Consider the following 26,733-nt stretch of genomic DNA (forward strand, 5'->3'; position numbering starts at 1 on the left):
TTTTTTGGTTGTCCAGGTTCGACCGCTCCACCCCTTCCGGGGCTCTCGCGGCGCGTCGCCTCCCGGCGACTCAGAAAACTTACAACACCGTCGGCTCGCGCCTCTCGATCCCGTAAGCCTGCTCCCCGCTCGAGCTCTCGCTCTCTGGGGCGCAGTCCAAAATCATATCACGTGATTCGCTGGGCCCCTGGTCTCCAGGGCCTCCGCCCACGGCATGAACCGCTCCAGTGTCTCCTGACGGTTGGCCACGAGCACCGGGAAGTCCGTCTGGGCCAGGTCCTGGCCGGGCTGCAACCCCTGGGGGCTCGCCCCCAGCCAGCGCAGGGGGCAGCCCAGCTCTTCAAGCACCAGCCAGGCCGCCGCCAGGTCCCAGATCTTCGGTGTCGCCTCCAGGGCCGCCATGGTCTGCCCCATGGCCACGGACACCAGATTGAGACTGGCGACGCCCAGCAGCCGGATCTTGCCGGGGAACGGACGGTGGGGCAGCTTCTGGAGCACCCGGATCGAACGGCTGCAGAGCGAGGCGCAGCCGGCGTTGTGGAGCTGCTGGGCGGGTGGCGGGATGGGCTTGCCGTTGCGCCACGCCCCCTCACCCCGGATGGCCACGATCCGCTGCCGCAGCGGCGGCACATCGAGGATCGCCAGGACCGGCACACCGGCCTCGAAGCGGGCCATCGAGATCGCCCAGTAGGGGATGCCGGCAGCGAAATTGGTGGTGCCATCCAGGGGATCCACCACCCAGTAGGCCGGCGTGGCGGGCACCTGCTGGCGTCCCTCCTCGCTCAGGACCCCTTCCCCGGGGAACAGCTCGGCCAGTCCCTCCACCAGCGTGGCGTCACTCCAGCGATCACAGGCCGTGATGAAGGACCCATCCGCCTTCAGATCCGGCTGGCTGTGGCCGAAGTCGGCCCGCTGACGCTCGGCGACCCTGTCGAGCAGGGACTCCAGGCGGGAATCGAGGGGGTGCGGGGTGATGACCTTCATCCCATTTCCATCTCCAGAACCTGGCTGAGGCTGCGGGAGGTGTCCTCCCGGAACTGGCGCACGTTGACATACCCGAGCAGCAGCAGGGCCGCCAGGGCCACCAGCAGCTCGACGCCCAGCACCAGGGCGAAGGGTCCGTAGGGCCCGTCCCCCAGCGGCAGCGAACGGCCGATGTCGTACAGGCCGCCGCCAAGCAGCTTGCCGATCGCCCGCGAGAGGGCCTGGGCCAGGCCCCAGACGCCGACGAAGGTGCCGGCGGCCTGGGGCAGGGTGAGGTCGAGCATCAGGCAGAGGGCGCTGTTGGTGCCGATCCCGGCCGCCAGGCCGAACAGCACCATCACGGCCTGCAGAAAGGGGATCCGGGCCGTCAGACCCGCCACGAGCAGCAGCAGCAGGGACAGGGCGATCAGCTGGCAGCCGAGGCGGGCGGTGGCCATCTTCCCCAGCCGGGGCACCACCCAGAGACCCGCGAGCAGCAGGCCAACGAGGGTGCCGACGCCCCAGAAGGCATTGAGCTGGGCGGTGGCGGCGATCGGCATGGCGAAGACTTGGGCGCCGTAGCTCTCGAGCACCGGGTCCTGCAGGAACAGCGCCAGGGTGAACAGGATCAGGAAGGCGAAAAAGATCAGCACCTGGCGGCTGGAGGTGATCAGGGTCCAGGACTGGCGCAGGCCGATGGCATCCTCCCGCGGCACCACCGTCCCGTCGCTGCGCTCCCGCAGGGGAGATTCCATGCCCCAGGTGGCGACCACCGTGAGCAGCATCACCACCCCGGCCACGGTCGCCATGAAGCGGGAGAGGGTCGCCTCCAGCACCACCGGATCGCTCACGCCGTCCAGGGAGCGCAGGCTCACACCGATGGACACGGCACCGATGACGATGCCGACCGTGAGCATGCACCAGATGATGCTCACCGCCCGGGGCCGCTCCTGCTCACTGGTGCGGTCGATCACCAGGGCCAGGTAGGGGGTGGTGGCCAGGGAAATCGCCAGGCCGTAGAGGGCGAACAGGCCGCAGAGGGCGGCGATCCCGAAGGCGAGGCCAGGCTGGCTGCCGTCCTCCAGCAGGCGCCCCACCCGGAAGATCAGCGGCACCGACAGCACGGCCAGCAGGCAGAAGGCCGCCGTGCCGAGCAGCACATAGGGGACCCGATGGCGGGAGGCCAGGGGGTGGGCATCGGAGATCTGGCCGAACAGCACCCGCGAGGGGGCCACGAACTGCTCGAAGGCCAGGGCACCGCCCACCAGCAGTCCGGGGAAGCCCAGCTCACTGAGCATGATCCTGTTGAGCAGCCCCGAGAAGATCACGGCCAGGCAGCCGAGGCAACCCTGGAAAAGGCCCAGGCGCACCGTGGCGGGGAGGGTCAGACCGGGGCGGAGAGGTGACGACAACGGGCGTCAGGACCCCGGCGGCATCGCCTCGGGCCCGGCGGGGCTGCCCGCCCGGCAGGCCGGGATCAGGGGCTGGGGCTCCACGGGGATCTCGGAGGTGCCGGCCGGCCTCGGGCTGGTGGCCGGCAGGGCCTGGCGCTGGCAGAGGCCGACCTGGTCGAGACCGGTGAAGCGCCGCAGCCGGGCGAGGGCCTTGTTGTAGTCGGAGATGGCCGTCGACCAGCGCACTTCGGCCTGGGTGAGGTCGCGCTGGGTGTCGACCACCTCCCGCTGGGTGGTGACGCCAGCCTGGAAGCGGAGGCGGGCCAACCGCAGGGATTCCCGGGTGGAGATCACCTCGCGGGAGGTGGTGGTGATGTTGCGGTTGTTCTTCTCCAGCTCGAAGAAGTTGGTTTCCACCTGCTGGCGGATCGCGTCGCGCTGCTGGGCGAACTGGAAGGAGTTCTCCTGGGCCACCTGCTTCTGGCGGCGGTAGTTGGCCCGGGCGGCTCCACCATCGAAGATCGTCCAGCTGAGGTTGAGGCCCACGGTGTTCTCCACCGACCAGCCCTCATTGCCGAAGTTGACCCCCGGGGTGCTGCGGTTGGCGAACTGAACACCCCGGGTGCGGCCACCGGTGAGGCCGTAGGCGATGTTCAGGAACGGCTGGGCCGCGCCCAGGGCCGCGTTCGCCTCGCTGTTGGCGATCGAGATGTTGAGCAGGACGTTATCGAGCTCCTCGCGGAAGGCGTAGGCGGCGATGATGCTCTCCTGCAGCGACGGCAGCCAGGAGCCCACCACCCGTGAGGGTTCCTTCGAGGTGGGGGTGATGTCCTGGGGCAGGTCGAGCAGGGCGGCGAGGGCGCGACGGGCGATGGCCTGGTCGGCCAGACCCTGGGTGAGCACCTGCTGGTCGCGGGCCAGCTGGGTTTCCGCCTCCAACACCTCCAGCTTGGTGGCCACGCCGGCCTGGAAGCGGGCTTTCGCATCCCGCAGGCTCACCAGGGAGGAGCGCACCGACTCCTGGCCGATGCGGACCGTCTCATCGGAGACCTGGAGATCGAAGAAGGCCTCGGCGGCCTCCAGGCGCCGCGCCCGCAGGCCGATCAGGTACTGGTTCTTGGCCTGCTCGAAGCGGTCGCGGGCGGCGGCGATCTGGGGCGTGCGGGTGGGGTTGATCAGGCCCCAGCTGGCCTGGAGCACGGCCGACATCCGCCAGATGCTGGTGATCGTGTTGCCGGGCTGCTGGCCGGTGCCCGTGAAGGCGCTGCTGAACTGCTCGCCGCCGGTGTAGGTGGGCAGGCTGTTGGCGTTGAGCTGGATCGTGGGATACCAGAGGGCGATCTGGGCCCGCAGGGCCGACTGGGCCTGCTCCACCTGGCTGGCGATCGCCTTGAGCTCGGGGTTGTTGACCTCAACAAGGGTTTCCACATCGGCCAGGCCGAGGGGGCGCAGCTCCCGGATGCGCACCTGCGACGGCTTGACCGGCAGGGCCAGGGGGTTGGGGGCGACCAGGTCCTGGAGGCCCGGGGGCAGCTCCTTGGCGGCGGGCGCCAGCACCGTGGGGTTGGACTTGGGCCTGGGACCCTTGACCTCAGGGGCCAGTGGCAGGGCCGGGGGGGCCGGAAGGCTCGGGGCCGCGGGGGCTGGGGCGGACTGGGCCCGCACCGGCAGCGCCTGGAGGCCGAACGACGGAAGCACCACCAGTGCCGCGAGCAGGAGTGGTTGGCGCCTCACGTTGGACCGTTCGCTTCAGGCAGAGCTTAAGCATCTCCCCGTGGGGTGCCGAGGCAGGCGGCCACCAGATCGTCCGCACCCCCCAGCAATCGAACTGGCACAGGCAGACGATCGCGCAGCTCGGCGAGGGTGCTGTCGTCCAGAAACACCTCCTCCCCCTCCCGCAGCATCACCCGCGGCAGCAGCAGTTCCTCCCCCAGGTCACGGCCGCTCAGGCCCTCGATCAGGTCGGAACCCGTGAGCAGCCCGGTGACCACCTGCTCCTGGCCCCAGTAGGGGCTGGGCAGGCCATGGAGGAGCAGCTCCAGCCCCTCGACGCGGTTGAGCCTCTCCACCACCGGCTGCAGGGCCTCGGCCACGAGGCGACCCACCACCCAGCTGCAGCGGCGCGGGCTGGCGATGCTGGTTGGAAGCTCCCGGGTGGCGCCCTCCAGGTCCTCCAGGAAGGCGCGGATGCTGCCGACCCCGTTCTCCTGCTGGGGCAGATCCTCGTAGCTGGCGCGCGGCGGCAGGGGCCGGCCGGCGATCAGGAACCACTCATCGGACAGCCAGGCGAAACGGCTGCCGGTGCTGGCCTGGAAGGTGGGCTGCAGTCCCTCGACCCGGGCGATCACCTCGAGGGCCACCTCCCGGTCGACCGGCCTGAGGGCATCGCCGGCCGGGCGGAAGCGGGTCAGACCCACCGGCACCACGGCGGTGGAGAGCACGGCGGGCCAGGGTCCGGTGGCGAACCGCGCCAGGTCGGTGAGGGTGCGCTCCAGGGCCTCGCCGTCGTTCAACCCCGGACACACCACCACCTGGGCATGGATCTGGAGGCGCCGCTCGGCGAACCAGGCCAGCTGCTCCAGCAGCAGGGCGGCCCGTGGGTTGACCAGCAGGCGGCTGCGGAGCTCCGGATCGGTGGCATGGACCGAGACGAACAGGGGCGAGAGGCGCTGCTCCTCGATGCGGCTCCAGTCGGCCGCCGTGAGGTTGGTGAGGGTGAGGTACGAGCCGTAGAGAAAGCTGAGCCGGTAGTCGTCGTCCTTGAGATAGAGGCTGTCGCGGCGCCCCGGCGGCTGCTGGTCGATGAAGCAGAACGGGCAGTGGTTGTTGCACTGGCGCAGGCCGTCGAACAGGGCTTCGCTGAAGCCCAGTCCCAGCCCTTCATCCAGGTCCTTTTCCAGCTCCACCACGTGGAGGGTGCCGTCGGGGTCCTCCACCTCCAGCACCAGCTCCTCCTCCCCCTGCAGCACCTGGACGTCGATCAGATCCCGCGGGCGGATGCCGTTGATGCTGCGCAGGCGGTCACCGGGCTGGAACCCCAGCTCCTCGGCGATCGAGCCCGGCTCGACCGTGGCCACAAGGGCAGGCCGGGGCTGGGTGACGGGACCGGCGAGGGCGGTGGGCCCGGCGAGGGCAGAGGAGGGCTCCTTCCACACGGGAGGTGACGGCGGGGCGTGGGACGTTGGCTCCAGTGTGGCGGTCCCGCCCCTTCAGGGGGTGGCCCCCTCCAGCCCCCGGAAGCCCAGCAGGATCACCAGGCCGAACAGCAGCCGGTAGCCGACGAAGATCCAGGTGCTGTTCTGCTGCAGGAAGCGCAGCAACCAGGCGATCGCCAGCCAGGAGACCACCGCCGCCGCGGCGATGCCCACCAGCATCGGAATCACGCCGCCGGTTTCGACCGAGCCAAAGGCGGTCTTGAGCTCCACCAGCCCCGCCAGGGTGATGGCGGGAATACCGAGGAGAAAGGAGAAGCGGGCCGCGTCGGAGCGCTGCCAGCCATCAAAGAGGGATGCCGTCAGGGTGCTGCCCGAGCGGGACACCCCGGGAATCAGGGCGAGCGCCTGGGCCAGCCCCACCAGCAGGCCGTCGCGGGGGGTGACCGCTTCGAGCAGGCGGCGGCGGCGGCCCACCAGCTCCGCCACCGCCAGCAGCAGGGCCATCACGATCGAGACGATGGCGATCGAGGTGAGGCTGCGCAGGGGGGAGGTCTCGTAGCCGGGCAGCAGCACCTTGATGGCCAGGCCCGCCAGCAGGATGGGAATGGTGCCCAGGGCGATGGCCACCCCCAGCCGGGCCGGCGGGTCGTTCCACTGGCCATGGCGGAAGGCCCGGGCCACCCCGGCGCTCACCTCGGCCAGATCCTTGCGGAAGTAGCCGAGCACCGCAGCGATGCTGCCCAGCTGGATCACGGCCGTGAAGGCCACCCCGGGGTCACCCCAGCCCAGCAACACCGGAACCACCTTGAGGTGGGCCGTGCTGCTGATCGGCAGGAACTCCGTCAGCCCCTGCACGACCCCCAGAACGAAGGCGTGCCAGCAGGCCTCGACCAGGGGCAGGGTGGCGGCCGTGGCGACCAGCGGCATGGGGGAAGCCGATACTGCGGCTGACCCTATGGCCGGACGGGTCACGGAAGCACCCCTCCACCCCCTTAAGGTTGCACAACTTTCTTCACAACCAGGTGCTCGGGGTTCCACCCACCCTTTCCGCCCGTTCCGAGGCCCTGCCGGGCCTGCGGCTCGGCACCGTCCCGGCCGCGGCCGTGCTGCCCCTGGCGGCCGCCCTGCTGGTCACCGTGCCGGTGTTCCTGCAGGCCCCCTGGGTGCGCGCCGCGCCGATGGCAGCGACCCTGTTCACCATCCCCCTGATGGCCTTCGCCCTGCTGCTGGAGCGCCGGGGCCAGGGCCCGTGGCAGCAGCTGGGTGTGCTGCTGGTGGGCTTCAGCGGCAGCTGGCTGGGGGGCTGTCTGTTCTGGGGCTGGTTCCGGCTCCATCCGGTGATGCATCTGCCGATCGAGGCCTTCGCCCTGCCCCTGGCGGTGGCGGGCCTGGGCGGCCGCTGGCGCCTGGCGGGCGCCTTCTATCTGGGCTCCCTGCTCGGCACCGCCAGCACCGACGGGGTGATGGCGGCCGCCGGCCTCATGGATCTCTGGCCCCGGGTGCTGAACGCCCCCCTGGCCGAAGCTCCCCTCCTGCTCCAGGGCGCCGCCCTCCAGGTCCTGCAGCCCTGGCCCCTGGCCCTGATCGCTCTGGCGGCGGGCCTGCTGCTGCTCCTCTGCTGCCGCCTCTGGTCGCTGGGTGGGCCCTGGCGGGTGGCCGCCGCGGCCGTGGGCACCACCCTGGCCGTCGATGCCCTGTTCCTCGGGGCGGCCCTGCTGGCCCCCCAACTGAGCGGTCTGATCTGAAGAACTGCAAAAGCCCGCCCGCCTGTGCAGGGAGACCCGGGGGCCTTCTGTAACGTTGCTGGGGTGATCTGCGGATCACTGCCCAGTCCCTGCCAGGGTCCCCTGGTTCTATCCCCCTAAGGAGTGTCGTGATGAAGCGGCTGCTTGCCTGGTTGATGAGTGGTGTGGTCCTGGCCGGTCTGCTCGTGACCCTGCTTCTGCCCGGTGCCGCCCTCGCCGCGGAGCGCCGCAACGAGATCGACGACAAGCTCGCCGAGAGCGTCGGCAAGGTGGATCTCAACAACGCTTCGGTGCGCCGGTTCCAGCAGTACCCCGGCATGTACCCGACCCTGGCCGGCAAGATCGTCCTCGGTGGTCCCTACGACAGCGTCGACGATGTGCTGGCCCTCGATCTGACCGACCGCCAGAAAGAGCTGTTCAACAAGTACAAGGGCAACTTCACCGTGACCCCCCCGGCGATCGCCCTCAACGAAGGCTTCGATCGCATCAACGACGGCGTCTACCGCTGATTGCACGGGCGGGCCTCCCCCGACCCCTCCCGAACCGCCGTCACCACGGCGGTTTTTTTGTGGCCGCAGGTCCGCCACCGTCCGTCCCATAGGCTCGGCTGCAGAAGGCACGGTGCAAAGGGGTGAACCAGCCGCTTGGATGAGCCGGATCCGCGCATGGCACCCCACTGGGACGTGGTGGTGGTCGGCAGTGGTGCCGCAGGCCTGATGACCTGCCTGGAATTGCCCCCGCAGCTGCGCGTGCTGCTGCTGAGCAAATCCAGCGCCCCCCCGTCCGCCAGCCGCTGGGCCCAGGGGGGCATCGCCGCGGTGACCGGAGCCGACGACAGCTTCGCCAGCCACATCACCGACACCCTCAAGGCGGGCGCCGGGCTCTGCGATCCGGCCGCGGTCGAGGTGCTGGTGCGGGAGGCGCCGGCCTGCGTCGAGCGCCTCGTGCAGCTGGGCATGGACTTCGATCGCACCCCCCAGGGCCTGAGCACCACCCTCGAAGCGGCCCACAGCCACCGCCGGGTGCTCCACGCCCAGGACCGCACCGGCGGAGCCCTGGTGGATGCCCTGGAGCGGGAGGTGCAGCGCCGGCCGGGCCTGGAGCAGCGCAAGGGCATCCCCGCCCTGCAGCTGTGGGTGGAGAACGGCCAGTGCCTTGGCCTGCAGGTGCTCGAAGGCCAGCGGCTGCGCTGGCTGAGGGCCGGTGCGGTGGTGCTGGCCAGCGGCGGCGGCGGCCATCTGTTCGCCCACACGACCAACCCGGCCCAGGCCAGCGGCGACGGCGTCGCCATGGCCTGGAGCGCCGGCGCCCGGGTGCGGGATCTGGAGTTCGTCCAGTTCCACCCCACGGCGCTGATGCTGCCGGACGCCCCCCACTTCCTGATCAGCGAGGCGGTGCGCGGCGAGGGGGCCCGGCTCTTTGACGACGCCGGCCGCTCGCCGGTGGAACGGCTGGAAGGCGGCGATCTGGCCCCGCGGGACCAGGTGAGCCGCGCCCTGGCCCGCTGCATGGCCGAGCAGGGGGTCACCCACCTGTGGCTCGACCTGCGGCCGGTGGGTCGCGAACGGCTGGAACGCCAGTTCCCGACGATCCTGCGCCGCTGCCGGGAGCTGGGGCTGGCCCCCGGCGACGCCCCGATTCCGGTGGCCCCGGCCGCCCACTACTGGATGGGCGGCATCGGCACCGACCTGGAGGCGGCCACCAGCCTGCCCGGCCTGTACGCGGTGGGGGAAGTGGCCAGCACCGGGGTCCATGGGGCCAACCGGCTGGCCAGCAACTCGCTGATGGAATGCCTGGTCTTCGCCCGCCGGCTGCGCCATCTGCAGCCCCAGCCCCTTCCCACCGCGCCCCTCGAAGCCCCCTGCGAGGCCCCGGCCCTCAGCGAGGCCGAAGCGCGCTCGGGCCCCGATGAGGCCACCCTGCTCGCCGCGATCGCCGATCTGCGCCGCCTCTGCTGGCAGGTGGCCGGCGTGGAGCGCCGCGGCGTCGATCTCATCGGCGCCCTGCGGCAGGTGCGCCGCGAGCGCTCGGGCCATGAGCGCTCCCCCCTGCTGCGCCGGGCCCACGATCTGCCCCACGACCGGGAGCTGACGCTGACGCCGGAGCAGGGCCGCCGCCTGCTGCTGCAGCAGGACCTGCGCCAGCGGCTGGTGCTGGCGGAGCTGCTGATGGAGGCCGCCGCCTTCCGGGTCGAGAGCAGGGGCGGCCATCACCGCACCGATTGCCCGGCGCCCCAGCCGTTCTGGCGGCGCCACACGGTGCAGCTCCGGGGGCGCTCACCCTTCACCACCCCGGTGGGGCAGGAGTGAAGGGACAGGCTCAGGCGTGAGGGCGGCTCAGTTGGCGATCGAGCCCTTGTAGCCGCTCAGGGCGGCGAGCTGGGCGAGGGTCTTCTGGCCGGAATCGAGCTGGCCCTTGATCTCCCAGGTGGGGAAGCCCTGGATGTTCTTGCTGGCGCAGAGGGCGGCCTGGCTGTTGCGGCCGTCGGGGGCGCATTCGACGATCTTGAGCTTGGCGGTGGCCTCCTTGCCGAAGAGCTGCTTCTGGTCGTGGCAGTGGGGGCACCAGTAGGCCGAATACATCACCGCGCCGGTGTCGGTGAGGTGGTCGGCGAGGGCGATGGTGGCCGGCGTGCTGGCCGAGGTGACCGGAATCGGCATCCCCGGGCCCGTCGCCGACTCGGGCCGGTTCAGGGAGGTGGCCCAGCCGAGGCCGATCAGACCGACGGCCAGCACCGTGAGCACGCCACGGAAGAGCAGGGCACCGGTGTCCTCCCATTCACCGCCGATCAGGCTGAGCACGAACAGCGTCAGGCTGATCGCGGCCGACATCAGGCAGAAGGTGCAGAACGCCTTGATCTGGAAGGCCATCACCCCCACCAGCACCAGGCTGAAGACCGCCATGCCGGCGCTGAGCAGGAACAGACCCCACCAGCTGAGCCCGTTGAAGGTGGTGCGGGCCTCACCCTTCAGCAGCAGCGGCAGCACCGCCATCACCAGCACCGCGCCATAGGCCAGGAAGCCGAACAGGGACAGGGGCTGGCCGAAGACGCTCCCCCAGGGGCTGTTGAGGACCTTGTCGCAGCCCTCCGCCCCTCCAGGGCAGGTGAGGGCGCCGATCACGCCCCAGCGGTTCAGGGTGATCGATCCGGTGTCGATCACGCCGATGGTGGCCAGCACGGCCATCACCACCCGCGCCCAGCGGCGACCCGGCTCGGGGCGGCGGCGACTCGTGAGGCGACTGGCGAGGCGAGTGGAAGTCACGGGGACCAACGGATCACGGTGCGATTCTCGCAGCCGCAGGGACTTGCATAGGGTGGAGTTCGGCGTTTGTCGCCCGGCCCCCAGCGGGCCGCAGGCCCGTCCCCCCCTTTCTCCCGCAGCACCATGCCCCCCCAGCCCGGCCGAGAACGGCCCACCGTGGCCTTCACCCATCTGGGTTGCGAGAAGAACCGGGTGGACACCGAGCACATGCTCGGTCTGCTGGCCGAGGCGGGCTACGGGGTCAGCGCCGATGAGAGCGACGCCCGGGTCGTGGTGGTCAACACCTGCAGCTTCATCCAGGACGCCCGGGCCGAATCGGTCCGCACCCTGGTGGAACTGGCCGAACAGGGCAAGGAACTGATCATCGCCGGCTGCCTGGCCCAGCATTTCCAGCAGGAGCTGCTCGACTCCCTGCCGGAGGCCAAGGCCATCGTCGGCACCGGCGACTACCAGCACATCGTCGAGGTGCTGGAGCGGGTGGAGGCCGGGGAGCGGGTCAACCGGGTGAGCCCGGTGCCCACCTTCGTCGGCGACGAGCACCTGCCCCGCTACCGCACCACCTCCGAAGCGGTGGCCTACCTGAAGGTGGCCGAAGGCTGCGACTACCGCTGCGCCTTCTGCATCATTCCCCGGCTGCGGGGCGACCAGCGCTCCCGCCCGATCGAGTCGATCGTGGCGGAGGCCCGCCAGCTGGCCGAGCAGGGGGTGAAGGAGCTGATCCTGATCAGCCAGATCACCACCAACTACGGGCTGGATCTCTACGGCAGGCCCCGCCTCGACGACCTGCTGCGGGCCCTGGGGGACGTGGAGATCCCCTGGATCCGGGTCCACTACGCCTACCCAACCGGCCTGACCGAGCCCGTCCTGGCCGCCTACCGGGACGTCCCCAACGTGCTGCCCTACCTGGATCTCCCCCTCCAGCACAGTCACCCGGAGGTGCTGCGGGCCATGAACCGCCCCTGGCAGACCGGGGTCAACGGCGCCCTGCTGCAGCGCATCCGCGACCAGCTGCCCGACGCCGTGCTGCGCACCACCTTCATCGTCGGCTTCCCCGGGGAGACGGAGGAGCACTTCGAGCATCTGCTGGCCTTCGTGGCCGAGCAGCGCTTCGATCACGTGGGGGTGTTCACCTTCTCTCCGGAGGACGGCACCGCCGCCGCCGACCTGCCGGATCCCGTGCCCGCCGAGGTGGCCAGCGAGCGCCGGGACCGGCTGATGGCCCTGCAGCAGCCGATCGCCGCCGAGCGCAATGGCGCCTGGGTGGGCCGGATCGTGGACGTGCTGATCGAGCAGGACAACCCCACCAGCGGCGAGATGCTGGGCCGCTGCGCCCGCTTCGCCCCTGACGTGGACGGGGAGGTGCACGTCAGCCCCGGCGAGGGGGGGCTGTGCGCCGCTCCGGGCACGATGGTGCCGGTGCGGATCACCGCCGCCGACACCTATGACCTGCGCGGCGAGGTGGTGGGGGCCGGGGCGATGGTGAGCGACGCCCTGGCGGCGACGCGGAGCCGGGCTTGAGTCCCGGCAGCGGAGGTGGCTGGCTGCAGCGGCACCAGCGCCCCCTCTTCCTGGTCGCCTCCGGCCTGAGCACCACCGGTTCCTTCGCCGGACTGACGGCCAAGGGCTGGATCCTGATGGCCGGCACCGGCAATCCGCTGCTGCTCGCCCTGCATTTCGCCGCCCTGGCCCTGCCGAGCCTGGTGATCAGCGGCCGGGCGGGGGTGCTCACGGATCGGCTGGGCTGCGAGACGGTGCTGATCCGCTCCCAGTGGGGCCTGTTCGGCGGGGCGGCCCTCGGGGCCCTCGCCATTCCCCTGCTCCAGGGGGTGGGGCAGGTGGTACTGCTGTTGCTGAGCACCCTGGTGGTGGGCGTCGCCAGTTCCTTCGAGCTGACGGCCCGCAGCAAGTACTGCTCGCTGCTGGTGGAACGGCCGGAGCAGGTGGCCCCGTATCTGGCCAGCTTCTCGGTCGTGTTCAACGTCGGCAAGCTCGTGGGCCCTCCCCTGGGGGGCTGGCTCGTGGCCCTTTCCGGGCCCGCGATGGCCCTGGCGATCGATGCGGCCTCCTACCTGCTGCCGATCGCCACCGTGATCTGGCTGCTGCGGCCCCATCGGGAGCTGGAGCAGCGCAGTGCCGGGGGCGCCGGCGCCAGCCTCGGGGCCGCCTGGCAGGGCTGCGGGCCGACGCTGCGCCATGTGCTGCGCTTCACCACCGTGGCCTGCCTGGTGGGCTTCTTCCATCCGGGCCTGGCGCCCCTGATCGCTGCCGAGGTGATCGGGCCCTCCCCGCAGGCCCTCGGCCTGTTCACCAGCGTGCTGGCGGCCGGCAGCATCGCCGGCGGGCTGGTGCTGCAGCGCAACAGCCGCGCCCTCAGCGAGCGGCCGGCACTGCTGCTGGGGGGCTGCGCCGTGGCGGTGGCCCTGGCCCAGCTGGGGATGGCCGCCGTGTCCGGGGGGCCTGTCGCCCTGGCGATGGCGCTGCTGCTGGGCGCCGGCACCGCCGGCCTGCTGGCCGGATCGAGCCTGATCCTGCAGGTGGGCGCTCCGATGGACCTGCGCGGCCGCATGGCCGGTCTGGGGCAGATCGCCTTTCTGGGGGGCGGTGGCGTGAGCGGCCTGGTGGCCGCCGCCCTGGCGATGACCGTGGGGCTGCCTGCCACCTTCGCGCTGCTCGGCGGCGTGGGGCTGGTGGTGGGCGTGCTGGAGCTGGGGAGGAAAGGAGCGCTCCGGCTCAGATCAGCCTGATGCCCTTGAGCACGACGGTGGCCAGGAAGGCGGCGGTCAGCCCGCCACCGACGAGCGCCAGATAGATCACCACACCCACGAACGCTGCTGCGAGGAAGGCCATCATTACAGCAGAGGATCCGCCCCCTTCCGGCCCCAGGCCAGGCGAGGAGGGGGTAGAACCATCGAACAATTACCGAAACCTCCTAGGGTTGCGGCGCAGCGGAACCCGCCTGAGCCCCTGCCGCAGCCGCGCTATCGCCCACGGACCATCCCCACCGGACCATCCACCAAGCACCTGCAGCATGCGCACCCTCTTCATCTATCCCGAATTCCCGAAGACGTTCTGGAGCTACGAGAAGATTCTCGAGCTGGTGAACCGCAAGGTTCTCCTTCCCCCGCTCGGCATGGTCACCGTGGCGGCCCTGCTGCCCCAGACCTGGGAGATGAAGCTGGTCGACCGCAACGTCCGCGAGGTGACGGAGGCCGAGTGGAACTGGGCGGAGCTGGTGGTGATCTCCGGGATGATCGTCCAGAAGGCCGACATGGCCGCCCAGATCGCCAAGGCCAAGCAGCGGGGCCTGCCGGTGGCCGTGGGCGGCCCGTTCGCCAGCTCCACCCCCGACGCTCCTGAACTGCAGCTGGCCGATTTCAAGGTGCTCGACGAAGGGGAGATCACCCTGCCGCTGTTCATCGAGGCGATCGAGCGCGGCGAACGCCAGGGTCGGTTCAGCGCCGAAGGGGAGAAGCCCGACGTCACCGGCACCCCCATCCCCCGCTTCGATCTGCTCGAGCTGGAGGCCTACGACTCCATGTCGGTGCAGTTCTCGCGCGGCTGCCCGTTCCAGTGCGAGTTCTGCGACATCATCGTGCTCTACGGGCGCAAACCCCGCACCAAGACCCCCGAGCAGCTGGTGGCGGAGCTCCAGTACCTCTACGACCTGGGCTGGCGCCGCTCGATCTTCCTGGTCGACGACAACTTCATCGGCAACAAGCGCAACGCCAAGCTGCTGCTGCCGGAGATCAAGCGCTGGCAGATCGCCCACGGCTATCCCTTCAGCTTCGCCACCGAGGCCTCGGTGGACCTCGCCTCCGATGACGAGATGATGCTGATGATGGCCGAGGCCCGCTTCGACAGTGTCTTCCTGGGCATCGAGACCCCCGACGAAGCCAGCCTCGAAACGGCCCGCAAGCTGCAGAACACCCGCAGCTCCCTGGAGGAATCGGTGGACCGGATCACCTCCTACGGCATCCGGGTGATGGCCGGTTTCATCATCGGCTTCGACGGTGAGAAGCAGGGCGCCGGCGATCGGATCGTGGAATTCGTCAGCCGCACCGGCATCCCCGCCGCGATGATGGGCATGCTGCAGGCCCTGCCCAACACCGGCCTCTGGCATCGCCTCGAGAAGGAAGGCCGGCTGGTCCAGGAGAAAACCGACGCCAAGGGCGTCAACCAGACCAACCTGCTCAACTTCGTACCCACCCGGCCGATCCGCCAGATCGCCAACGAATACGTCGATGCCTTCTGCCGCCTCTACGAGCCGAACGCCTACATCGACCGGGTCAAGCACTACTACCTGAAGATGGGCCAGCCCCGCTGGCAGCAGTACGTGCCGGCGGCGGCCTTCGGCAAGGCCAGCCTGCCCAGCTGGACCGATGTCCGCGCCCTGCTGATCGTGATCTGGCGTCAGGGGCTGAAGCGCGACACCCGCGGTCGGTTCTGGAGTTCCCTGTTCACCATCGCCCGGCGCAACCCCAACAACCTGGAGCAGTTCCTGGTGACCCTCGCCCACAACGAACACTTCCAGGAATACCGGGGCGTGGTGACCCGCGAGATCCAGGAGCAGCTTGCCGCCCTGCCCCCGGAACCGCCCGAGGGGTCGCGCGAAACCACCCGGGAGCTCCAGCCCGCCTAGGGCTCCAGCCTTTCCAGGAACGATCGGGGCTGGATGCAGCGGCCTGGGTCGCGACCGGCCCCGGAAGAACCCCGGGAGTACGGTCAAGCCGCTGCATTGATGGCGCAGTGACGCAGAAGACCTCTGAACCGAAGGGCCGGCTCACCCGAACTTCGATCCTGGCGGTTGTCGCCGGATGTGGTCTGCTGGGCCTGGCCCTGAGTCGCTGGGATCCCCTGGGCCCCCAGTCGATGATCTGTCGCCACCGGGACGACCCCACCGGCCAGATCGACTTCCGCGTCGATGTGGGGCGGGGGGACGATCGGGTGCGCTTCGCCGATGGCCAGACCCTGCCGGTGAAGACCTCCCGCGACCAGATCACCTTTCTGGAAAAGGAATCCAACAACTTCCACCTCGCCGACAACGATGGCGATGAGGTGGCCATGGGCCAGGCCCCGACCAGCCAGCAGCTTCCGGGTATCGCGGCGCTGAAGCCCCCGATGGTGGTGCATCCCGACCAGCACCACGACGTGGAGCACCACACCACGATCGACCGCCGCACTCTCACCTTTCAGGAAAACGCCATGCAGAAAGGGGGCGGGCTCGGGGCCCTGATGATGGACGGCCGCTGCCGTCTCGTTGCCGCCAGCTGAATCGAACCCGGGGGGGCGGGCCGTGGCTAGTCCTGCACGTAGGGCAGGCCCGCCACAAGACAATGCTCTGCCTTCTGCAGCTCCCGGCCCAGGTAGAGGGCATGGTCGAGCCGCGTGAGGGGATGGGGGCCGTCCCCCTCGGTCAGGGCGATGCCGAGTTCCTTGGCGCTGCGGCCCCGGTACACGGCCCGGGGCGCCCGCGGGTCGCCGCCCCGGCAGCTGAGCACCTCTCCGGTGTCGGGGTCGGTGGCCAGTCCCCGGTCATCGATGCCATTGGTGTAGTGCTCCGCGATCAGCTCGCCGGCGGCGGCATCCACCTTGATCAGGAAGTAGCCCGCTGCATCGAGGCTGATGAAGCGCTGGGAGAGAGCCTCATCCAGGCTCTGACGGGGGTTCGGGTCGCGGTGCATGGGGGGGATCGTAGGAAGCGGTGAAAGGAAGCTCCGCGTTCATCGCCGTGATCGCCGCGTGCATCTCCCTGTTGGCACCCGGCAGCCAGTCCCGCAGGATGGCGTCGAAGCGGGGGTCGTACCAGCGGTGCAGGCTGGCCCGGGGCTGGGCCACGAAGCCCCGGCGCCGCTTGTGGCTGCCGCCGGCACCGGGATCGAAGCTCTCCAGGCCCCGCTCGATCGCCCAGGCGATCGGGGCGTAGTAGCAGACCTCGAAGTGCAGGTTATCGAGCTCGATGTCACTGCCCCAGTAGCGGCCCCAGAGGCCGTTGGCATCGTGCACGCACAGCGACATCGCCAGGGGCTGCATCGGCTCGCCCCGATGGGCGCTGAACAGCACCAGGTGCTGGCGCAGGTCGTTGGCGGCCGCCTGGAAGAAGGACTCGGTGAGGTACTTGCTGCCCCAGGGACCCCAGCGGCTGCAGTGCTGCTCGTAGAACCGGTGCATCCGCTCCAGCAGCTGCGGCGGGATGTCCTCGCCCGCCAGGGGCGTGACCGTCAGCCCCGCCTCCGCCACCGAGCGGCGTTCGCGGCGGATGTTGCGCCGCTGGTTGGCATTGAAGCTGGCCAGATAGCACTCGAAGTCGGCATGGCCCGGGTTGCGCCATTCGCTCTGCTGGTTGATCCACAGGGCGCAGCCGGCGGCTTCCGCCAGGGGCTGCCAGGCCGGATCCACGTAGAGGAAGTTGCAGCTGAGGATCCCCTGACGCCGGCAGAAGCCGTCGATCTCGGCCAGCATCCGCTGGGTGAGGGCCACCGCGTCTTCGCCGGTGGCCACATGGAAGCGGTAGCCCTGCACCGGGCTCACCGGGCTCATGCCGACGAGCTTGGGGTAGTAGCGCAGGCCGAGCTGGCCGGCGAGCTGGGCGAAGGACTGGTCGAAGACGAACTCCCCGTAGCTGTGGCCCTTCAGGTACAGGGGGGCCAGGGCCACCAGCCGCTCGCCGCGCCAGAGCCCCAGGTGGCAGGCCTGCCAGCCCTGGCGGGGCACGATGCTGCCGCTGGCCTCCAGGTGATGCAGCCAGCGCCAGCCGTAGAAGGGGCGATCCACCGCCTCAGTCACCGCCTCCGTCGCCGCCGCAGCCGCGGCCTCTCCGGTGCCCCCCACCAGGGCCTGCCACTGGTCTTCCGGGATCTCCTGTGTGGCCTGATGCCAGCGGACTTGCAGCTCGGCCATGGCCGCTGGCAACACAGGTGGGAGGGGCAGGCGCAAAACTAACGGTTGATTCCCTGCGACCGAGCGTCCTTCCCCCGCCATGGCCAAGCCCCTGCGGATCCTGGTGCTCCTGACGGCCGCCACGGCGCTGGTCGTGCCGGCGGCGCCCGCCAGGGCCGGACTGCTGCGGCCGGTACTGATGCTGCTGCGTCCCCAGCTGGAGAACCAGCTGACCCGGGTCTGCGTGGAGACGGTCTCCGCCGGCCGGGCCGACCTGGAGAAGAACCTGCAGGATCCCTGTCGCAAGCTGGCGGTGCCCACCAGCAAGTGCCTGATCGAGGAGACCGACAACAGCGGCCGCAGCCTGGGGGTGCTCACCGAGATGGTGAGCGGCCGCTTCGGCGATGACAGCGAGGAGGTGGTCAAGCGCTGCCTGGCCAGGATGTTCGGCCTGCCCACCGACAGCCTGCGGGACATGCCGCTGCGGGAGCTCGGCAGGCGTTTCGGCAGCTACGGCCTTCAGGAGGTCACGCCCTGAGCCCCGGGGCGGCGCCAGCGCAGCAGCAGTTCGTCCCCCGGCAGCGCCCGGTGCTCCACCAGCCGCCAGCCGGCCCGGGCCGCCGGGGCCACCCGGGCGTCGGCCGTCAGCCAGCCGTGGGGGCCGCCCAGCAGGCGGGGGCAGACGGTGAGCTGGAGCTCATCGAGCAGGTCCTCGGCCGCCAGGGCCGCCGCCAGCTGGGCCCCCCCCAGCACGGCGATGCGCCGCTGACCCAGGGCCGCCAGGGCCGTCAGGGCCTCGGGCCAGCTGTCCAGGGGCAGGTGGCGATCGAAGCCCTCGGCAGGGGCGGCGGCGGGCAGCGGCGCGGCCTGCAGCAGCCAGCGCTCCAGGGGCTGGCGAAAGAAGGGCAAAGCGGCGGGCAGCCGGCCGCTGCGGCTCACCGCGATGGCGATCGGCTGGGCACCGCAGCCCTCTGAGCGGCGGGCCGCAAGCAGCCCTGGGCTGTGGATCAGGCAGGTGCTGCCGTGGCGCCGCAGGGTCTCGGCTCCCACCAGGACGGCATCGGCCCAGGCCAGGGCCTCCTCCAGCACCAGCCGGTCAGCGGCGCCCCCCAGCTGGGCCGCCCCCCCTTCGGCCGGCGCCAGGCGGCCGTCGAGGCTCACCGCCAGAACAAGCCGCAGCTCGGGCCGGAGGCCGCTCGGTCGGGGATCCGCCGCCGCCGGACTCAAACGGCCGCGAGGGCTTCGAGGGCCGCCGGGACCATCTCCAGCTGGGGCGTCTCGGCGAAAACTTCAGCGGCGTTGTTGGGGCTCTCCTGCAGGCGCACCTTGTGCAGCCGGGCCCCGGTGGCGGCGATGGGGGCGCTGAGCAGGTCGGCGATGTGGAGGGCGATGTTCTCAGCGGTGGGAACGCAGCCGGCGAAGTGCTCCACGTCCTTGTTGAGGAAGGTGTGGTCGAAGGGTTCCACCACCAGGTCGGCCACCAGTTGCTGGAGGGCGGCCAGGTCGCAGACCATGCCGGTGCGCCCATCGATGGGGCCCCGCACGGTGACGTCGAGCAGGTAGTTGTGGCCGTGGCCGTGGGGGCGGGCGCACTTGCCGTAGATCGCCTCGTTTTCGCTCTGGCTGAGCTCGGGGCGGGCCAGGCGATGGGCCGCGGCGAAGTGGGTGCGGATGGAGAGGAAGGCTTCCATGGGATCGATGGAGGGACCGCAGAGCACGTCGGCCCAGAGATTGGTTTGTTCGTGGAGCCGCAGGGCCACCAGCGGCAGATGGGGGGCCAGCCGGTCGCGGATGGCCAGCAGCAGGGCCTCGGTGGTGGGCAGCCGGCCGTCGGGGCGGGAGAGGTCGAACTCGGGCCAGACCTCGTTGAGGAAACGGAAGTCGAGCGGCTCGGTCACCTCCCGCCGGATGGCGTGCTTGACGTCGGAGAGGTTGAGCACCATCCCGTCGGCGTCGAGCGGGCCGCCCATCGCCACGGTGAGCTCATAGTTGTGGCCGTGGCCCGGGGCCAGGCTGCAGCGGCCGAAGCGCCGGGTGTTCTCGGCGTCGTCCAGTTCCGGCAGCCGGTAGAGGTGGCTGGAACTGAAGGTCGCCCGGCGGGTGATCACGCAGGGGCGGCCACGCCCGTGGGCGGCGCTGGTGGGGGAGGGTGCCGCAGGTGGGGCGGTCAACCGGGTTGCGGTCATCGCCGAGGCCCAGGGGACGCCCATCCTAGAAACGGGGTCCGGACCGCCGCCGACCCCGAACCCATGGCCCCAGCCGATGACGCCCCGCCCCGCCCCTCACACCGGGACCTGGCCCGCCGTCTCGATGGCCTGAACATCTACCTGGTGGGGATGATGGGGGCCGGCAAGAGCGCCGTGGGACGCCCCCTCGCCGAGGCCCTCGGCTACCGCTTCATCGATGCCGACACCGCCCTGGCGGAGGTGGCCGGCCGGCCGATCGCCGAGATCTTCGCCAGCGACGGGGAGGACGGCTTCCGTGCCCTGGAGACCGCCGTGCTCAACGGCATCGCCAGCTGGCATTCCCTGGTGGTGGCCACCGGCGGCGGGGCGGTGACCCGGCCGGAGAACTGGGGTCACATGCGTCAGGGGGTGGTGGTGTGGCTCGACGCCCCGGCGGAGGAGCTGCTGCGCCGTCTGGCCGCCGACCCCACGCCCAGGCCCCTGCTGGACACGCCCGATCCCGCCGCCCGGCTGGAGGCGCTGCTGCACGAGCGCCGGCCCCTCTACGCCCAGGCCGACCTGACGGTGGTCCAGCAGGGCCAGCCCACCGCGGTGGCCCGGCAGGTGCTCGACGCCCTGCCCTCGGTGCTGCGGGACCCCACCCAGGCTCCGGCCGACCCCGTCCGGCTGCAGGACGCCGACGGGCAGGCCCGCCCCTCGCTCAACTGAGGGACTCCGGAGCGTTCAGGACGGCGGCTCCAGCCGCACGGCAAACCACTGGATCGCGCAGCCCGGCGCCAGCTCCAGTTCGCAGGCGGTGTCGAGCAGCCGGCCGGCCCGGGCCTCGGGATCGGCCAGGTCGGCCAGGTCAGCCGGGGGCTCGGCCAGGGCCGTCAGGTGGGCGGCCAGCCAGTCCAGGGTCTCGGCGGCGCTGAGGATGCTTTCGCCCTTGCCGGGCTCCAGCACCACGTAATGGTCGAGCTCCCGCAGCAGCGGATCGGACACGGCCAGAACAACGGCGGCCCCCATCCTGACGGGTGGAGGGCCTGCCCCGGCGGGGAGCCTCAGCCCCGACCCACCGCGGCGTGCACCCGGTCGCGCCAGGCGAACAGGGGCTCCAGCACGGGGTTGTCGGCGATGCCCTCCACCCCGCGACCCGCCAGGGGGGCGCCGGCGCAGGCAGGGAACTTCAGCAGATACAGCTGGGCCGCCACGGCGATGTCGGCCAGGGTGAGGCCATCCCCCTCCAGGTAGGGGCGCTCGGTCGCCAGCAGGGCGAGCTGCTCGAGGCTGCGGTGCAGCTGCCGCACCTCACAGGGCCCGAGCAGGTCGCGCATCGCCTCGGTGGCGGAGCCGATCAGGCCGCCGGGCAGGGCCCCTACCAGATCCCGCAGGGGCGCTGGGGTGGCCTCGGGCAGCAGGGCAGCGCGCAGCACCGGATCGGTGGCCGCGGCCTGGAGCAGGGCCAGACGGGCGCCCCGGGCCAGGGCGGTGTCGGCCCAGTCCTCCAGCAGCAGCACCCGGGCGCGGGCGACCGGATCGGCCGGCAGCAGGGGCGGCTCCGGGTGGGTGGCCTCCAGATGCAGGGCGATGGCCGTGGAATCGGCGATCACCTCGCCCCCATCCACCAGCACCGGCACCTGCCGCTGCCCGGAGAGACGGAACAGCTCCAGCTGCCCCAGACCGGGGGTCACCTCGACGATGGTGGCCTCGAGACCCTTGCGGGCCAGGAGCAGCCGCACCTTCTCGCAGAAGGCGGAATGTCTGAACTGATGCAGCTCCATGGACCCTCCGGGCCGGCTGGGCGTGGCCCCGGGCGGCAGAGTAGCCAGCATCCGAGCAGGACCGTCGCCGAGGCCATGAAGGACTTCTTCGTCAATGTGACGCGCTATCCGCGCTATCTGATCGCCTTCAGCCTGGGGGTGTTCAACTCGGTGTTCGAGCCGCTGGCCCGGCGCCGCAGCAACCCCGTCACGGCGGTGGCCCTGGTGGGCGCCCTGATCAGCGGACTGGTCAGCCTCACCCTGGTGCTTCGTGCCATGGTGCAATCGGCACCGCTGTCGTAGTCATGGCCCAGAGCCGACGGGTGGAACGGGTGGCGGCCCTGATCCGCCGCGAAGTGAGCGAGCTGCTGATGAGCGGCATCAAGGACGAACGGGTCCACCACGGCATGGTCAGCGTCACCAACGTGGAGGTGGCCGGCGACCTGCAGCACTGCCGGATCTTCGTGAGCATCTTCGGCAGCGCCGAGGATCGGGAGGTGGCGATGGCCGGCCTGCAGGCGGCATCCGCCTATGTGAAAGGGGAGCTGGGCCGGCGCCTCAAGATGCGCCGCACCCCGGAGGTGGTGTTCGTCCTCGACCGGGGTCTGGAGAAGGGCAACACGGTGCTGGGACTGCTGCAGCGCCTGGAGACGGAGCGACGCGAGCGGGAGGAGCCGCTGGCAGAAGCGGGCGACGCGGATCCGGCGGCTGACACCGACAGCTGATTCCGCCCATGGCTGCACTCCCCCTCTCGCCCCAGGCCCCCCTCCCGCCTGAGGCACTTGAACGCCTGGCCGCCTCCCTGCTGGTGGTGCGCTGCAGCGGCCACCCGGCCGATGGCCAGCGGCGCTATCCCCGCTGGGAGCTGGACAACGCCAGCCTGCAGCGCCTGCTGCAGCGCGGGGTGGGCGGGGTGATCCTGCTGGGGGGCAGCGCCGCCGAACTGCGGCTGCGCACTCGCCAGCTGGAGGCCTGGGCCGGCGCTCCGCTGCTGCTCTGCGCCGACGTGGAGGAGGGGGTGGGCCAGCGCTTCGAGGGGGCCAGCTGGCTGGTGCCGCCCCTGGCCCTGGCCCGGATCCATGCCGAGGATCCCGCCGTGGCCGTGGATCTGGCCCGGCGCTACGGGGCCTGCACCGGCCGGGAGGCCCGCCAGCTGGGCCTCAACTGGGTGCTCGCGCCGGTCTGCGATGTCAACAACAACCCGGCCAACCCGGTGATCAACGTGCGGGCCTGGGGCGAGGACCCGGCCACGGCCGGGGCCCTGGCGGCCGCCTTCTGCCGGGGCGTCCAGGCCGAAGGCGTGCTCGCCTGCGCCAAGCACTTCCCCGGCCACGGCGACACCGCCAGCGACTCCCACCTGGAGCTGCCCCTGATCCCCCACGGCCGCGAGCGCCTGGAGGCGGTGGAGCTGCCGCCCTTCCGGGAGGCCATCGCGGCGGAGGTGGCCGCGGTGATGACCGCCCACCTGCTGCTGCCGGCCTTCGACCCCGACCATCCGGCCACCCTGTCGCGGGCGGTGCTCACCGGGCTGCTGCGCCAGGAACTCGGTTTCGAGGGGCTGGTCGTCACCGACGCCCTGGTGATGGAGGCGATCGCCGGCCGCTACGGCGCCTCGGAGGCCGCGGTGCTGGCCCTGGAGGCGGGGGCCGACCTGGTGCTGATGCCGGGGGATGCGGACGGGGCGATCGACGCCATCGTGGCGGCCGTGGCCAGCGGCAGGCTGGGCCTGGAGCAACTGCAGGCCAGCCATCGGCGGCGCCGCCGGGCCCTGGAGCGCTGCCCCGCCGATGGCGGCGGCACCGCCCCTGCCCCCCTGGGCGGCCTCAGCAACGGCCCCGCCCCCGCCGACCGGGCCCTGGCCCTGGAGCTGGTGCGGCGCAGCCTCGTGTTACGGGGGCGGGGCCCGGTGCCCGGCGGCCCCGGGGTGAACCTGATCCGCCTCGACAACAGCCTGGCCTGCCCCTTCCTGCCGGCCGGCGCCCCGGCCCTGGCCCTGCCGGCGGCCGCCGGCCTGCGGCCCTGCCTGATCGACGGCCAGGGCCCTTCCCCCTGGAGCGGGGACGGGGAGGCCCCCCTGGCCCTGGAGCGGCTGGGCGAGGGGCCAGTGCTGCTGCAGCTGTTCGTGCGCGGCAACCCGTTCCGCGGCCGGGCCGACGGCCCGGATCCCTGGCCGGCGGTGATCCGCCAGCTCCAGGCCGCCGGCCGGCTGGCCGGCCTGGCCGTCTATGGCAGCCCCTATGCCTGGGAGTCCCTGGCCGCCCTTCTCGATCCCCAGGTGCCGGCCGCCTGGTCGCCGGGCCAGATGGCCCTGGCCCAGGGCGAACTGCTGGGCCACCTCGGCTTCGGGCCCCAGGAGAGCGCCACCACCGACGACGACGCCACCCCCGTCGCCGGCGCCGCCGCTGCGGTGGGCTTCACCGACTGAGCCCCCGCCGCCACCTAGCCTCCTGGCACGACCGTCCTGCCCCGCAGCGTCCGATGCTGAGCCTGTCGATGATCGTGCGCAACGAGGCCGAGCGCCTGGAGCGCTGCCTGGCTTCGGTGGCCGGCTTCGTCGACGAGATGGTGGTGGTGGACACCGGCTCCGACGACCGCACCCCTGAGATCGCCGCCGCCTGCGGCGCCAGCGTGCACCACTTCGACTGGCCGGGAGACTTCGCCCCCGCCCGCAACCATGCCCTGGATCTGGTGACGGGTGACTGGGTGCTGGTGCTGGATGCGGATGAATGGCTGCGGCCGGAAGCCCGCGCGCCGCTGCGGGCCCTGATGGAGCAGCCCCGGGTGCTGCTGATCAACCTGCTGCGCCAGGAGGTGGGGGCCGCCCAGTCGCCCTATTCGAGCGTCAGCCGCCTGTTCCGCCGCCATGCGGCGATCCGCTGGAGCCGCCGCTACCACGCCATGGTCGACGACAGCGTGGCCACCCTGCTGGGGCAGGAGCCCGACTGGCAGGTGGTGACCTGCCCGGAGCCGGCCCTGGTGCACGAGGGCTACCGCCCCGAGCTGGTGGCCGGGCGCGACAAGGCCGCCCGCCTGCGGGCGGCCATGGAGGCGGAGCTGGCCGCCCGGCCGGGGGATCCCTACGCCTGCGCCAAGCTGGGGGCCCTGGAGGTGAGTCAGGGTCAGCGCCGCCGGGGCCTCGCCCTGCTGGAGGAGGGGCTGGCCCGTGCCGGGGCCGACGCCCTCGCCGAGCGCTACGAGCTGCTGCTCCACCTCGCCATCGCCCGCGCCCCCGACGAGCCTGCCGCCGCCATCACGCTCTATCGCCAGGCCCTGGCCCTGCCCCTGGATGGGCGGCTCAGCCTGGGGGCCCGGCTCAACCTCGGGGCCCTGCTGCTGCGCCAGGGGGACCTGGAGGAGGCGGCGACCCTCACGGCGGCGGTGACGGACCTCTGCCCGGAGCTGCCCCTGGCCTGGTTCAACCTGGGCCTGATCGAGCGCCAGCGGGGCCGTCTGGTGGACGCCATCGATGCCTACCGGCGGGCCCTGAGCCTGGCCCCGGAGCACGCCGACGCCCAGCGCAACCTGGCGGCCGCCCTGCTGCTGGCGGGCGACATTCCAGGCGCCCGTGACGGGTTCCTGCGGGCGATCGGCCTGCTGGAGGCCCAGGGGGAACCGCAGCAGGCCCGGGAGCTGGCCCACCGGGCCGGCGCCCTCGTCCGGCTGGACGCCTGATGGCCGCGACGCCGCCGCTTTCAGGCCGCACGGTGGCCGTGACCCGGGCCGAAACCCAGCTGGGCGCGGCCCGCCAGCTGTTCGAGCAGGCCGGGGCCAGCGTCATCGACCTGCCGGCCCTGGTGATCGGCCCCCCCGATCTCTGGGGCCCCCTCGACGATGCCCTGGCGGAACTGGACCAGTTCCACTGGATCATCTTCTCGAGCGCCAACGGGGTGGACGCCGTGGAGCAGCGGCTGGTCCGCCGGGGGAGCAGCCTGTCCGGAAGGCCCCGGGGGGTGCGGCTGGCGGCGGTGGGGCGCAAGACCGCCGAGACGCTGGAGGCCCTGGGGGCCCCCGCCGATTTCGTTCCCCCGGCCTTTGTGGCCGACAGCCTGATCGAACACTTCCCGGTATCGGGCTGGGGGCAGCGGCTGCTGCTGCCGCGGGTGCAGAGCGGCGGGCGCACGCTGCTCGCCGAGGCCTTCGCCGAAGCGGGCGCCCGGGTGGTGGAAGTGGCCGCCTACGAGACCCGCTGTCCGGCCGGACTCCCCAGCGGGGCCCTGCAGGCCCTGGAGCGGCGCGGCCTCGATGCCATCACCTTCAGCAGCGGCAAGACGGTGGACCACACCGCCCGGCTGCTGGCCGAGAGCTTCGGGGAGACCTGGCTCGAGCGGCTGGAGGGGGTGCAGGTGGTCTCGATCGGCCCCCAGACCAGCCGCCGCTGCCTGGAGCGACTGGGGCGGGTGAACGAAGAGGCGGACCCCCACGACCTGGAGGGGCTTGTGGCCGCCTGCGTCAGGGCCCTCAGAGCTCGACCTTGACCCGGCGACTGCCGCTCTGCAGGATCATGCTGCCGTTTGCGACATCGACGGAGGCCACACTCCAGCCGGAGGGAAGCAGATCGGTGGTGCGACCACCCCGGTCGCCGGGGCGCAGGCTGCCGCTGAGCTGCCGGTAGGTCACCACCGCTTCGCTCTGGCCACCGCTGTCGATCACGCCGGTGACGCGGAAGTCCTTGAGGAAGGGCGGTGGCGTGGCGGCGGCCGCGGCCGTGGTGCCAGCGACCGTCGCCCCGGGCACCAGCTCCGGCACCAGCGATCCGAAGGGATCCTGCCGACCCATGCGGAAGGCGCTCACCACCTGCTGGGAGGTGGGCAGGGGGGTGAGGCCCTCGGGGACGGGCCCGGAGGAGGCCGTGGGAGCGGCCTGGGGCGGGGGCGCCGGCGCCGGTGGGGCTTCCACCGTGGGGGACGCCGCGCATCCGGTCAGCATCAGCCCGGCGACGACCCCGATGCCAAGGCGCCCGTTGAGGCGCCGCTCAGCCCTTCTCCACCAGGTCGCGAAATCGGTCAAGGTTGGCCTGCAGTTCTTTGGTGACGATGCCACCCATGATGGTGGGTTCCATCAGGGGTGCAAGCGCGCCGGGCAGTTCATAGCTCACCGTGAGCTTGACCGCCGTGAGGTCGGGCCCGAGGGGATAGAAACGGACGGCCCCCTTGGTGGGCAGGCCACCCACCGATTCCCAGTGCAGCCGCTGGCAGTCGACCCGTTCGGTGATCCGGGCCTTCCAGTGGAAGCGGAACCCCTGGGCCGCCAGGGTCCAGTCGGTCAGGTCCGGGTCGTCAAGGGTGACGACCGATTCAATCCAGCGCATCCAGCGGGGCATGGCCTCCAGATCGCTCCACACCTCCCAGACCCGGGCCACCGGGGCCTGGATCTCGGTGGTGACGCTGTGCTCGAGCCATTTGCCCATGG

29 protein-coding genes are annotated in these 26,733 nt (G+C 71.5%); 14 read left to right on the plus strand and 15 right to left on the minus strand.

What is annotated here, in order from left to right; genetic code table 11:
* Positions 1-162: 162 nt before the first annotated feature.
* From KUG38_RS14330 to KUG38_RS14350, 5 genes are read right to left on the minus strand one after another with little or no spacing between them, the layout of a single operon-like run.
* Positions 163-984: an inositol monophosphatase family protein gene (locus KUG38_RS14330; protein ID WP_216922775.1), complete on the minus strand. Its 822-nt coding sequence runs from the start codon at positions 982-984 to the stop codon at positions 163-165.
* Complete coding sequence (locus KUG38_RS14335) at positions 981-2,375, minus strand: BCD family MFS transporter (protein WP_216922777.1); 1,395 nt, start codon at positions 2,373-2,375, stop codon at positions 981-983. Before KUG38_RS14335 ends, KUG38_RS14330 begins: the two co-directional genes overlap by 4 nt.
* Positions 2,376-2,381: 6 nt before the next feature.
* Positions 2,382-4,091: a TolC family protein gene (locus KUG38_RS14340; protein WP_353617830.1), complete on the minus strand. Its 1,710-nt coding sequence runs from the start codon at positions 4,089-4,091 to the stop codon at positions 2,382-2,384.
* Between the two features lie 26 nt (positions 4,092-4,117).
* Complete coding sequence (locus KUG38_RS14345) at positions 4,118-5,512, minus strand: TIGR03279 family radical SAM protein (protein WP_216922779.1); 1,395 nt, start codon at positions 5,510-5,512, stop codon at positions 4,118-4,120.
* Between the two features lie 54 nt (positions 5,513-5,566).
* On the minus strand, positions 5,567-6,439 hold the full coding sequence (locus KUG38_RS14350; protein ID WP_216922781.1) for an undecaprenyl-diphosphate phosphatase: 873 nt from the start codon (positions 6,437-6,439) through the stop codon (positions 5,567-5,569).
* Between the two features lie 95 nt (positions 6,440-6,534).
* Here KUG38_RS14350 and KUG38_RS14355 point away from each other — a divergent pair, with 95 nt between their 5' ends.
* The 3 genes from KUG38_RS14355 (at position 6,535) to nadB (ending at position 9,566) form a co-directional block, all read left to right on the plus strand.
* Entirely contained in the window at positions 6,535-7,257 is a 723-nt protein-coding gene (locus tag KUG38_RS14355; protein WP_353617832.1) for a DUF3120 domain-containing protein, read from the plus strand.
* Positions 7,258-7,388: 131 nt separating this feature from the next.
* Positions 7,389-7,766 (plus strand): photosystem II complex extrinsic protein PsbU, encoded by a 378-nt coding sequence (gene psbU, locus KUG38_RS14360; protein ID WP_216922785.1) that lies wholly within the window; start codon positions 7,389-7,391, stop codon positions 7,764-7,766.
* A 156-nt stretch (positions 7,767-7,922) separates the two neighbouring features.
* A complete protein-coding gene (nadB, locus tag KUG38_RS14365; protein WP_216922787.1) occupies positions 7,923-9,566 on the plus strand; it encodes an L-aspartate oxidase in 1,644 nt (547 codons plus the stop codon).
* A 27-nt stretch (positions 9,567-9,593) separates the two neighbouring features.
* Here nadB and KUG38_RS14370 read toward each other — a convergent pair whose 3' ends face one another.
* Positions 9,594-10,520, minus strand: a complete 927-nt coding sequence (locus KUG38_RS14370; RefSeq protein WP_216922789.1) for a vitamin K epoxide reductase family protein — start codon at positions 10,518-10,520, stop codon at positions 9,594-9,596.
* A 123-nt stretch (positions 10,521-10,643) separates the two neighbouring features.
* Here KUG38_RS14370 and rimO point away from each other — a divergent pair, with 123 nt between their 5' ends.
* Both rimO and KUG38_RS14380 read left to right on the plus strand, forming a co-directional pair.
* Positions 10,644-12,038 carry a 30S ribosomal protein S12 methylthiotransferase RimO gene (gene rimO, locus KUG38_RS14375; protein WP_216922792.1) on the plus strand — a complete coding sequence of 465 codons (1,395 nt, stop codon included), beginning with the start codon at positions 10,644-10,646 and terminating at the stop codon, positions 12,036-12,038.
* Complete coding sequence (locus KUG38_RS14380; RefSeq protein WP_216922795.1) at positions 12,035-13,264, plus strand: MFS transporter; 1,230 nt, start codon at positions 12,035-12,037, stop codon at positions 13,262-13,264. Before rimO ends, KUG38_RS14380 begins: the two co-directional genes overlap by 4 nt.
* Here KUG38_RS14380 and KUG38_RS17270 read toward each other — a convergent pair.
* A complete protein-coding gene (locus tag KUG38_RS17270) occupies positions 13,251-13,367 on the minus strand; it encodes a cytochrome b6-f complex subunit 6 (protein ID WP_502690441.1) in 117 nt (38 codons plus the stop codon). The genes KUG38_RS14380 and KUG38_RS17270 overlap by 14 nt on opposite strands.
* 181 nt (positions 13,368-13,548) lie before the next feature.
* On the opposite strand from KUG38_RS17270, the gene KUG38_RS14385 reads away from it, so the two are divergent.
* Positions 13,549-15,159: a B12-binding domain-containing radical SAM protein gene (locus tag KUG38_RS14385; RefSeq protein WP_216922796.1), complete on the plus strand. Its 1,611-nt coding sequence runs from the start codon at positions 13,549-13,551 to the stop codon at positions 15,157-15,159.
* 107 nt (positions 15,160-15,266) lie between these two features.
* The gene (locus KUG38_RS14390; RefSeq protein WP_216922799.1) at positions 15,267-15,791 is read left to right on the plus strand and encodes a hypothetical protein; all 525 of its coding nucleotides are present in this window, start codon (positions 15,267-15,269) and stop codon (positions 15,789-15,791) included.
* Positions 15,792-15,817: 26 nt separating this feature from the next.
* Here the strand turns inward: KUG38_RS14390 and KUG38_RS14395 are convergent, their stop codons facing one another.
* Together KUG38_RS14395 and KUG38_RS14400 are read right to left on the minus strand one after the other, a co-directional pair.
* Positions 15,818-16,201, minus strand: coding sequence for a DUF4346 domain-containing protein (locus KUG38_RS14395; protein ID WP_216922801.1), 384 nt, complete (start codon positions 16,199-16,201; stop codon positions 15,818-15,820).
* Positions 16,164-17,417: a GNAT family N-acetyltransferase gene (locus tag KUG38_RS14400; protein ID WP_216922803.1), complete on the minus strand. Its 1,254-nt coding sequence runs from the start codon at positions 17,415-17,417 to the stop codon at positions 16,164-16,166. The genes KUG38_RS14395 and KUG38_RS14400 overlap by 38 nt, the downstream gene beginning before the upstream one ends.
* Before the next feature lie 79 nt (positions 17,418-17,496).
* On the opposite strand from KUG38_RS14400, the gene KUG38_RS14405 reads away from it, so the two are divergent.
* Positions 17,497-17,934, plus strand: coding sequence for a hypothetical protein (locus KUG38_RS14405; RefSeq protein ID WP_216922805.1), 438 nt, complete (start codon positions 17,497-17,499; stop codon positions 17,932-17,934).
* On the opposite strand, the gene KUG38_RS14410 is transcribed toward KUG38_RS14405, so the two are convergent.
* Entirely contained in the window at positions 17,916-18,623 is a 708-nt protein-coding gene (locus KUG38_RS14410) for a dihydrofolate reductase family protein (protein ID WP_286196077.1), read from the minus strand. The two genes, KUG38_RS14405 and KUG38_RS14410, sit on opposite strands and share 19 nt — an antisense overlap.
* Complete coding sequence (locus KUG38_RS14415; protein ID WP_216922807.1) at positions 18,620-19,582, minus strand: 6-carboxytetrahydropterin synthase; 963 nt, start codon at positions 19,580-19,582, stop codon at positions 18,620-18,622. Before KUG38_RS14415 ends, KUG38_RS14410 begins: the two co-directional genes overlap by 4 nt.
* 63 nt (positions 19,583-19,645) lie before the next feature.
* On the opposite strand from KUG38_RS14415, the gene KUG38_RS14420 reads away from it, so the two are divergent.
* Positions 19,646-20,290 (plus strand): shikimate kinase, encoded by a 645-nt coding sequence (locus KUG38_RS14420; RefSeq protein ID WP_216922809.1) that lies wholly within the window; start codon positions 19,646-19,648, stop codon positions 20,288-20,290.
* A gap of 15 nt (positions 20,291-20,305) precedes the next feature.
* Here the strand turns inward: KUG38_RS14420 and KUG38_RS14425 are convergent, their stop codons facing one another.
* Together KUG38_RS14425 and KUG38_RS14430 are read right to left on the minus strand one after the other, a co-directional pair.
* Positions 20,306-20,566, minus strand: a complete 261-nt coding sequence (locus tag KUG38_RS14425; protein ID WP_094587374.1) for a CRR7 family NDH-1 assembly protein — start codon at positions 20,564-20,566, stop codon at positions 20,306-20,308.
* A gap of 59 nt (positions 20,567-20,625) precedes the next feature.
* A complete protein-coding gene (locus KUG38_RS14430) occupies positions 20,626-21,345 on the minus strand; it encodes a glutathione S-transferase family protein (RefSeq protein WP_216922811.1) in 720 nt (239 codons plus the stop codon).
* A 75-nt stretch (positions 21,346-21,420) separates the two neighbouring features.
* On the opposite strand from KUG38_RS14430, the gene KUG38_RS14435 reads away from it, so the two are divergent.
* Genes KUG38_RS14435 through KUG38_RS14455 form a run of 5 tightly spaced genes read left to right on the plus strand, consistent with a single transcriptional unit; the run spans position 21,421 to position 25,799 of the window.
* Positions 21,421-21,627 carry a DUF751 family protein gene (locus KUG38_RS14435; RefSeq protein ID WP_094587370.1) on the plus strand — a complete coding sequence of 69 codons (207 nt, stop codon included), beginning with the start codon at positions 21,421-21,423 and terminating at the stop codon, positions 21,625-21,627.
* Between the two features lie 2 nt (positions 21,628-21,629).
* On the plus strand, positions 21,630-22,049 hold the full coding sequence (rbfA, locus tag KUG38_RS14440) for a 30S ribosome-binding factor RbfA (RefSeq protein WP_216922813.1): 420 nt from the start codon (positions 21,630-21,632) through the stop codon (positions 22,047-22,049).
* A gap of 8 nt (positions 22,050-22,057) precedes the next feature.
* Positions 22,058-23,749, plus strand: a complete 1,692-nt coding sequence (locus KUG38_RS14445) for a glycoside hydrolase family 3 N-terminal domain-containing protein (protein ID WP_216922815.1) — start codon at positions 22,058-22,060, stop codon at positions 23,747-23,749.
* A 53-nt stretch (positions 23,750-23,802) separates the two neighbouring features.
* Positions 23,803-24,996 carry a TPR domain-containing glycosyltransferase gene (locus KUG38_RS14450; protein WP_216922817.1) on the plus strand — a complete coding sequence of 398 codons (1,194 nt, stop codon included), beginning with the start codon at positions 23,803-23,805 and terminating at the stop codon, positions 24,994-24,996.
* Positions 24,996-25,799 (plus strand): uroporphyrinogen-III synthase, encoded by an 804-nt coding sequence (locus KUG38_RS14455; protein WP_216922819.1) that lies wholly within the window; start codon positions 24,996-24,998, stop codon positions 25,797-25,799. Before KUG38_RS14450 ends, KUG38_RS14455 begins: the two co-directional genes overlap by 1 nt.
* Here the strand turns inward: KUG38_RS14455 and KUG38_RS14460 are convergent.
* Both KUG38_RS14460 and KUG38_RS14465 read right to left on the minus strand, forming a co-directional pair.
* On the minus strand, positions 25,783-26,331 hold the full coding sequence (locus KUG38_RS14460) for a hypothetical protein (RefSeq protein ID WP_216922821.1): 549 nt from the start codon (positions 26,329-26,331) through the stop codon (positions 25,783-25,785). The genes KUG38_RS14455 and KUG38_RS14460 overlap by 17 nt on opposite strands.
* Entirely contained in the window at positions 26,297-26,731 is a 435-nt protein-coding gene (locus tag KUG38_RS14465) for an SRPBCC family protein (RefSeq protein WP_094587313.1), read from the minus strand. Before KUG38_RS14465 ends, KUG38_RS14460 begins: the two co-directional genes overlap by 35 nt.
* Positions 26,732-26,733: the final 2 nt, after the last annotated feature.

This window comes from Synechococcus sp. CCAP 1479/9, assembly GCF_019038535.1.
GTDB lineage: Bacteria > Cyanobacteriota > Cyanobacteriia > PCC-6307 > Cyanobiaceae > Cyanobium.

Bases quoted from the DNA above. Each gene is read 5' to 3' on its own strand.
- KUG38_RS14330 (WP_216922775.1), bottom strand. From the start codon at position 984: ATGAAGGTCATCACCCCGCACCCCCTCGATTCCCGCCTGGAGTCCCTG.
- KUG38_RS14350 (WP_216922781.1), bottom strand. From the start codon at position 6,439: ATGCCGCTGGTCGCCACGGCCGCCACCCTGCCCCTGGTCGAGGCCTGC.
- psbU (WP_216922785.1), top strand. From the start codon at position 7,389: ATGAAGCGGCTGCTTGCCTGGTTGATGAGTGGTGTGGTCCTGGCCGGT.
- nadB (WP_216922787.1), top strand. From the start codon at position 7,923: ATGGCACCCCACTGGGACGTGGTGGTGGTCGGCAGTGGTGCCGCAGGC.
- rimO (WP_216922792.1), top strand. From the start codon at position 10,644: ATGCCCCCCCAGCCCGGCCGAGAACGGCCCACCGTGGCCTTCACCCAT.
- KUG38_RS17270 (WP_502690441.1), bottom strand. From the start codon at position 13,367: ATGGCCTTCCTCGCAGCAGCGTTCGTGGGTGTGGTGATCTATCTGGCG.
- KUG38_RS14385 (WP_216922796.1), top strand. From the start codon at position 13,549: ATGCGCACCCTCTTCATCTATCCCGAATTCCCGAAGACGTTCTGGAGC.
- KUG38_RS14395 (WP_216922801.1), bottom strand. From the start codon at position 16,201: ATGCACCGCGACCCGAACCCCCGTCAGAGCCTGGATGAGGCTCTCTCC.
- KUG38_RS14400 (WP_216922803.1), bottom strand. From the start codon at position 17,417: ATGGCCGAGCTGCAAGTCCGCTGGCATCAGGCCACACAGGAGATCCCG.
- KUG38_RS14405 (WP_216922805.1), top strand. From the start codon at position 17,497: ATGGCCAAGCCCCTGCGGATCCTGGTGCTCCTGACGGCCGCCACGGCG.
- KUG38_RS14415 (WP_216922807.1), bottom strand. From the start codon at position 19,582: ATGACCGCAACCCGGTTGACCGCCCCACCTGCGGCACCCTCCCCCACC.
- KUG38_RS14420 (WP_216922809.1), top strand. From the start codon at position 19,646: ATGGCCCCAGCCGATGACGCCCCGCCCCGCCCCTCACACCGGGACCTG.
- KUG38_RS14430 (WP_216922811.1), bottom strand. From the start codon at position 21,345: ATGGAGCTGCATCAGTTCAGACATTCCGCCTTCTGCGAGAAGGTGCGG.
- KUG38_RS14435 (WP_094587370.1), top strand. From the start codon at position 21,421: ATGAAGGACTTCTTCGTCAATGTGACGCGCTATCCGCGCTATCTGATC.
- rbfA (WP_216922813.1), top strand. From the start codon at position 21,630: ATGGCCCAGAGCCGACGGGTGGAACGGGTGGCGGCCCTGATCCGCCGC.
- KUG38_RS14445 (WP_216922815.1), top strand. From the start codon at position 22,058: ATGGCTGCACTCCCCCTCTCGCCCCAGGCCCCCCTCCCGCCTGAGGCA.
- KUG38_RS14450 (WP_216922817.1), top strand. From the start codon at position 23,803: ATGCTGAGCCTGTCGATGATCGTGCGCAACGAGGCCGAGCGCCTGGAG.
- KUG38_RS14455 (WP_216922819.1), top strand. From the start codon at position 24,996: ATGGCCGCGACGCCGCCGCTTTCAGGCCGCACGGTGGCCGTGACCCGG.
- KUG38_RS14465 (WP_094587313.1), bottom strand. From the start codon at position 26,731: ATGGGCAAATGGCTCGAGCACAGCGTCACCACCGAGATCCAGGCCCCG.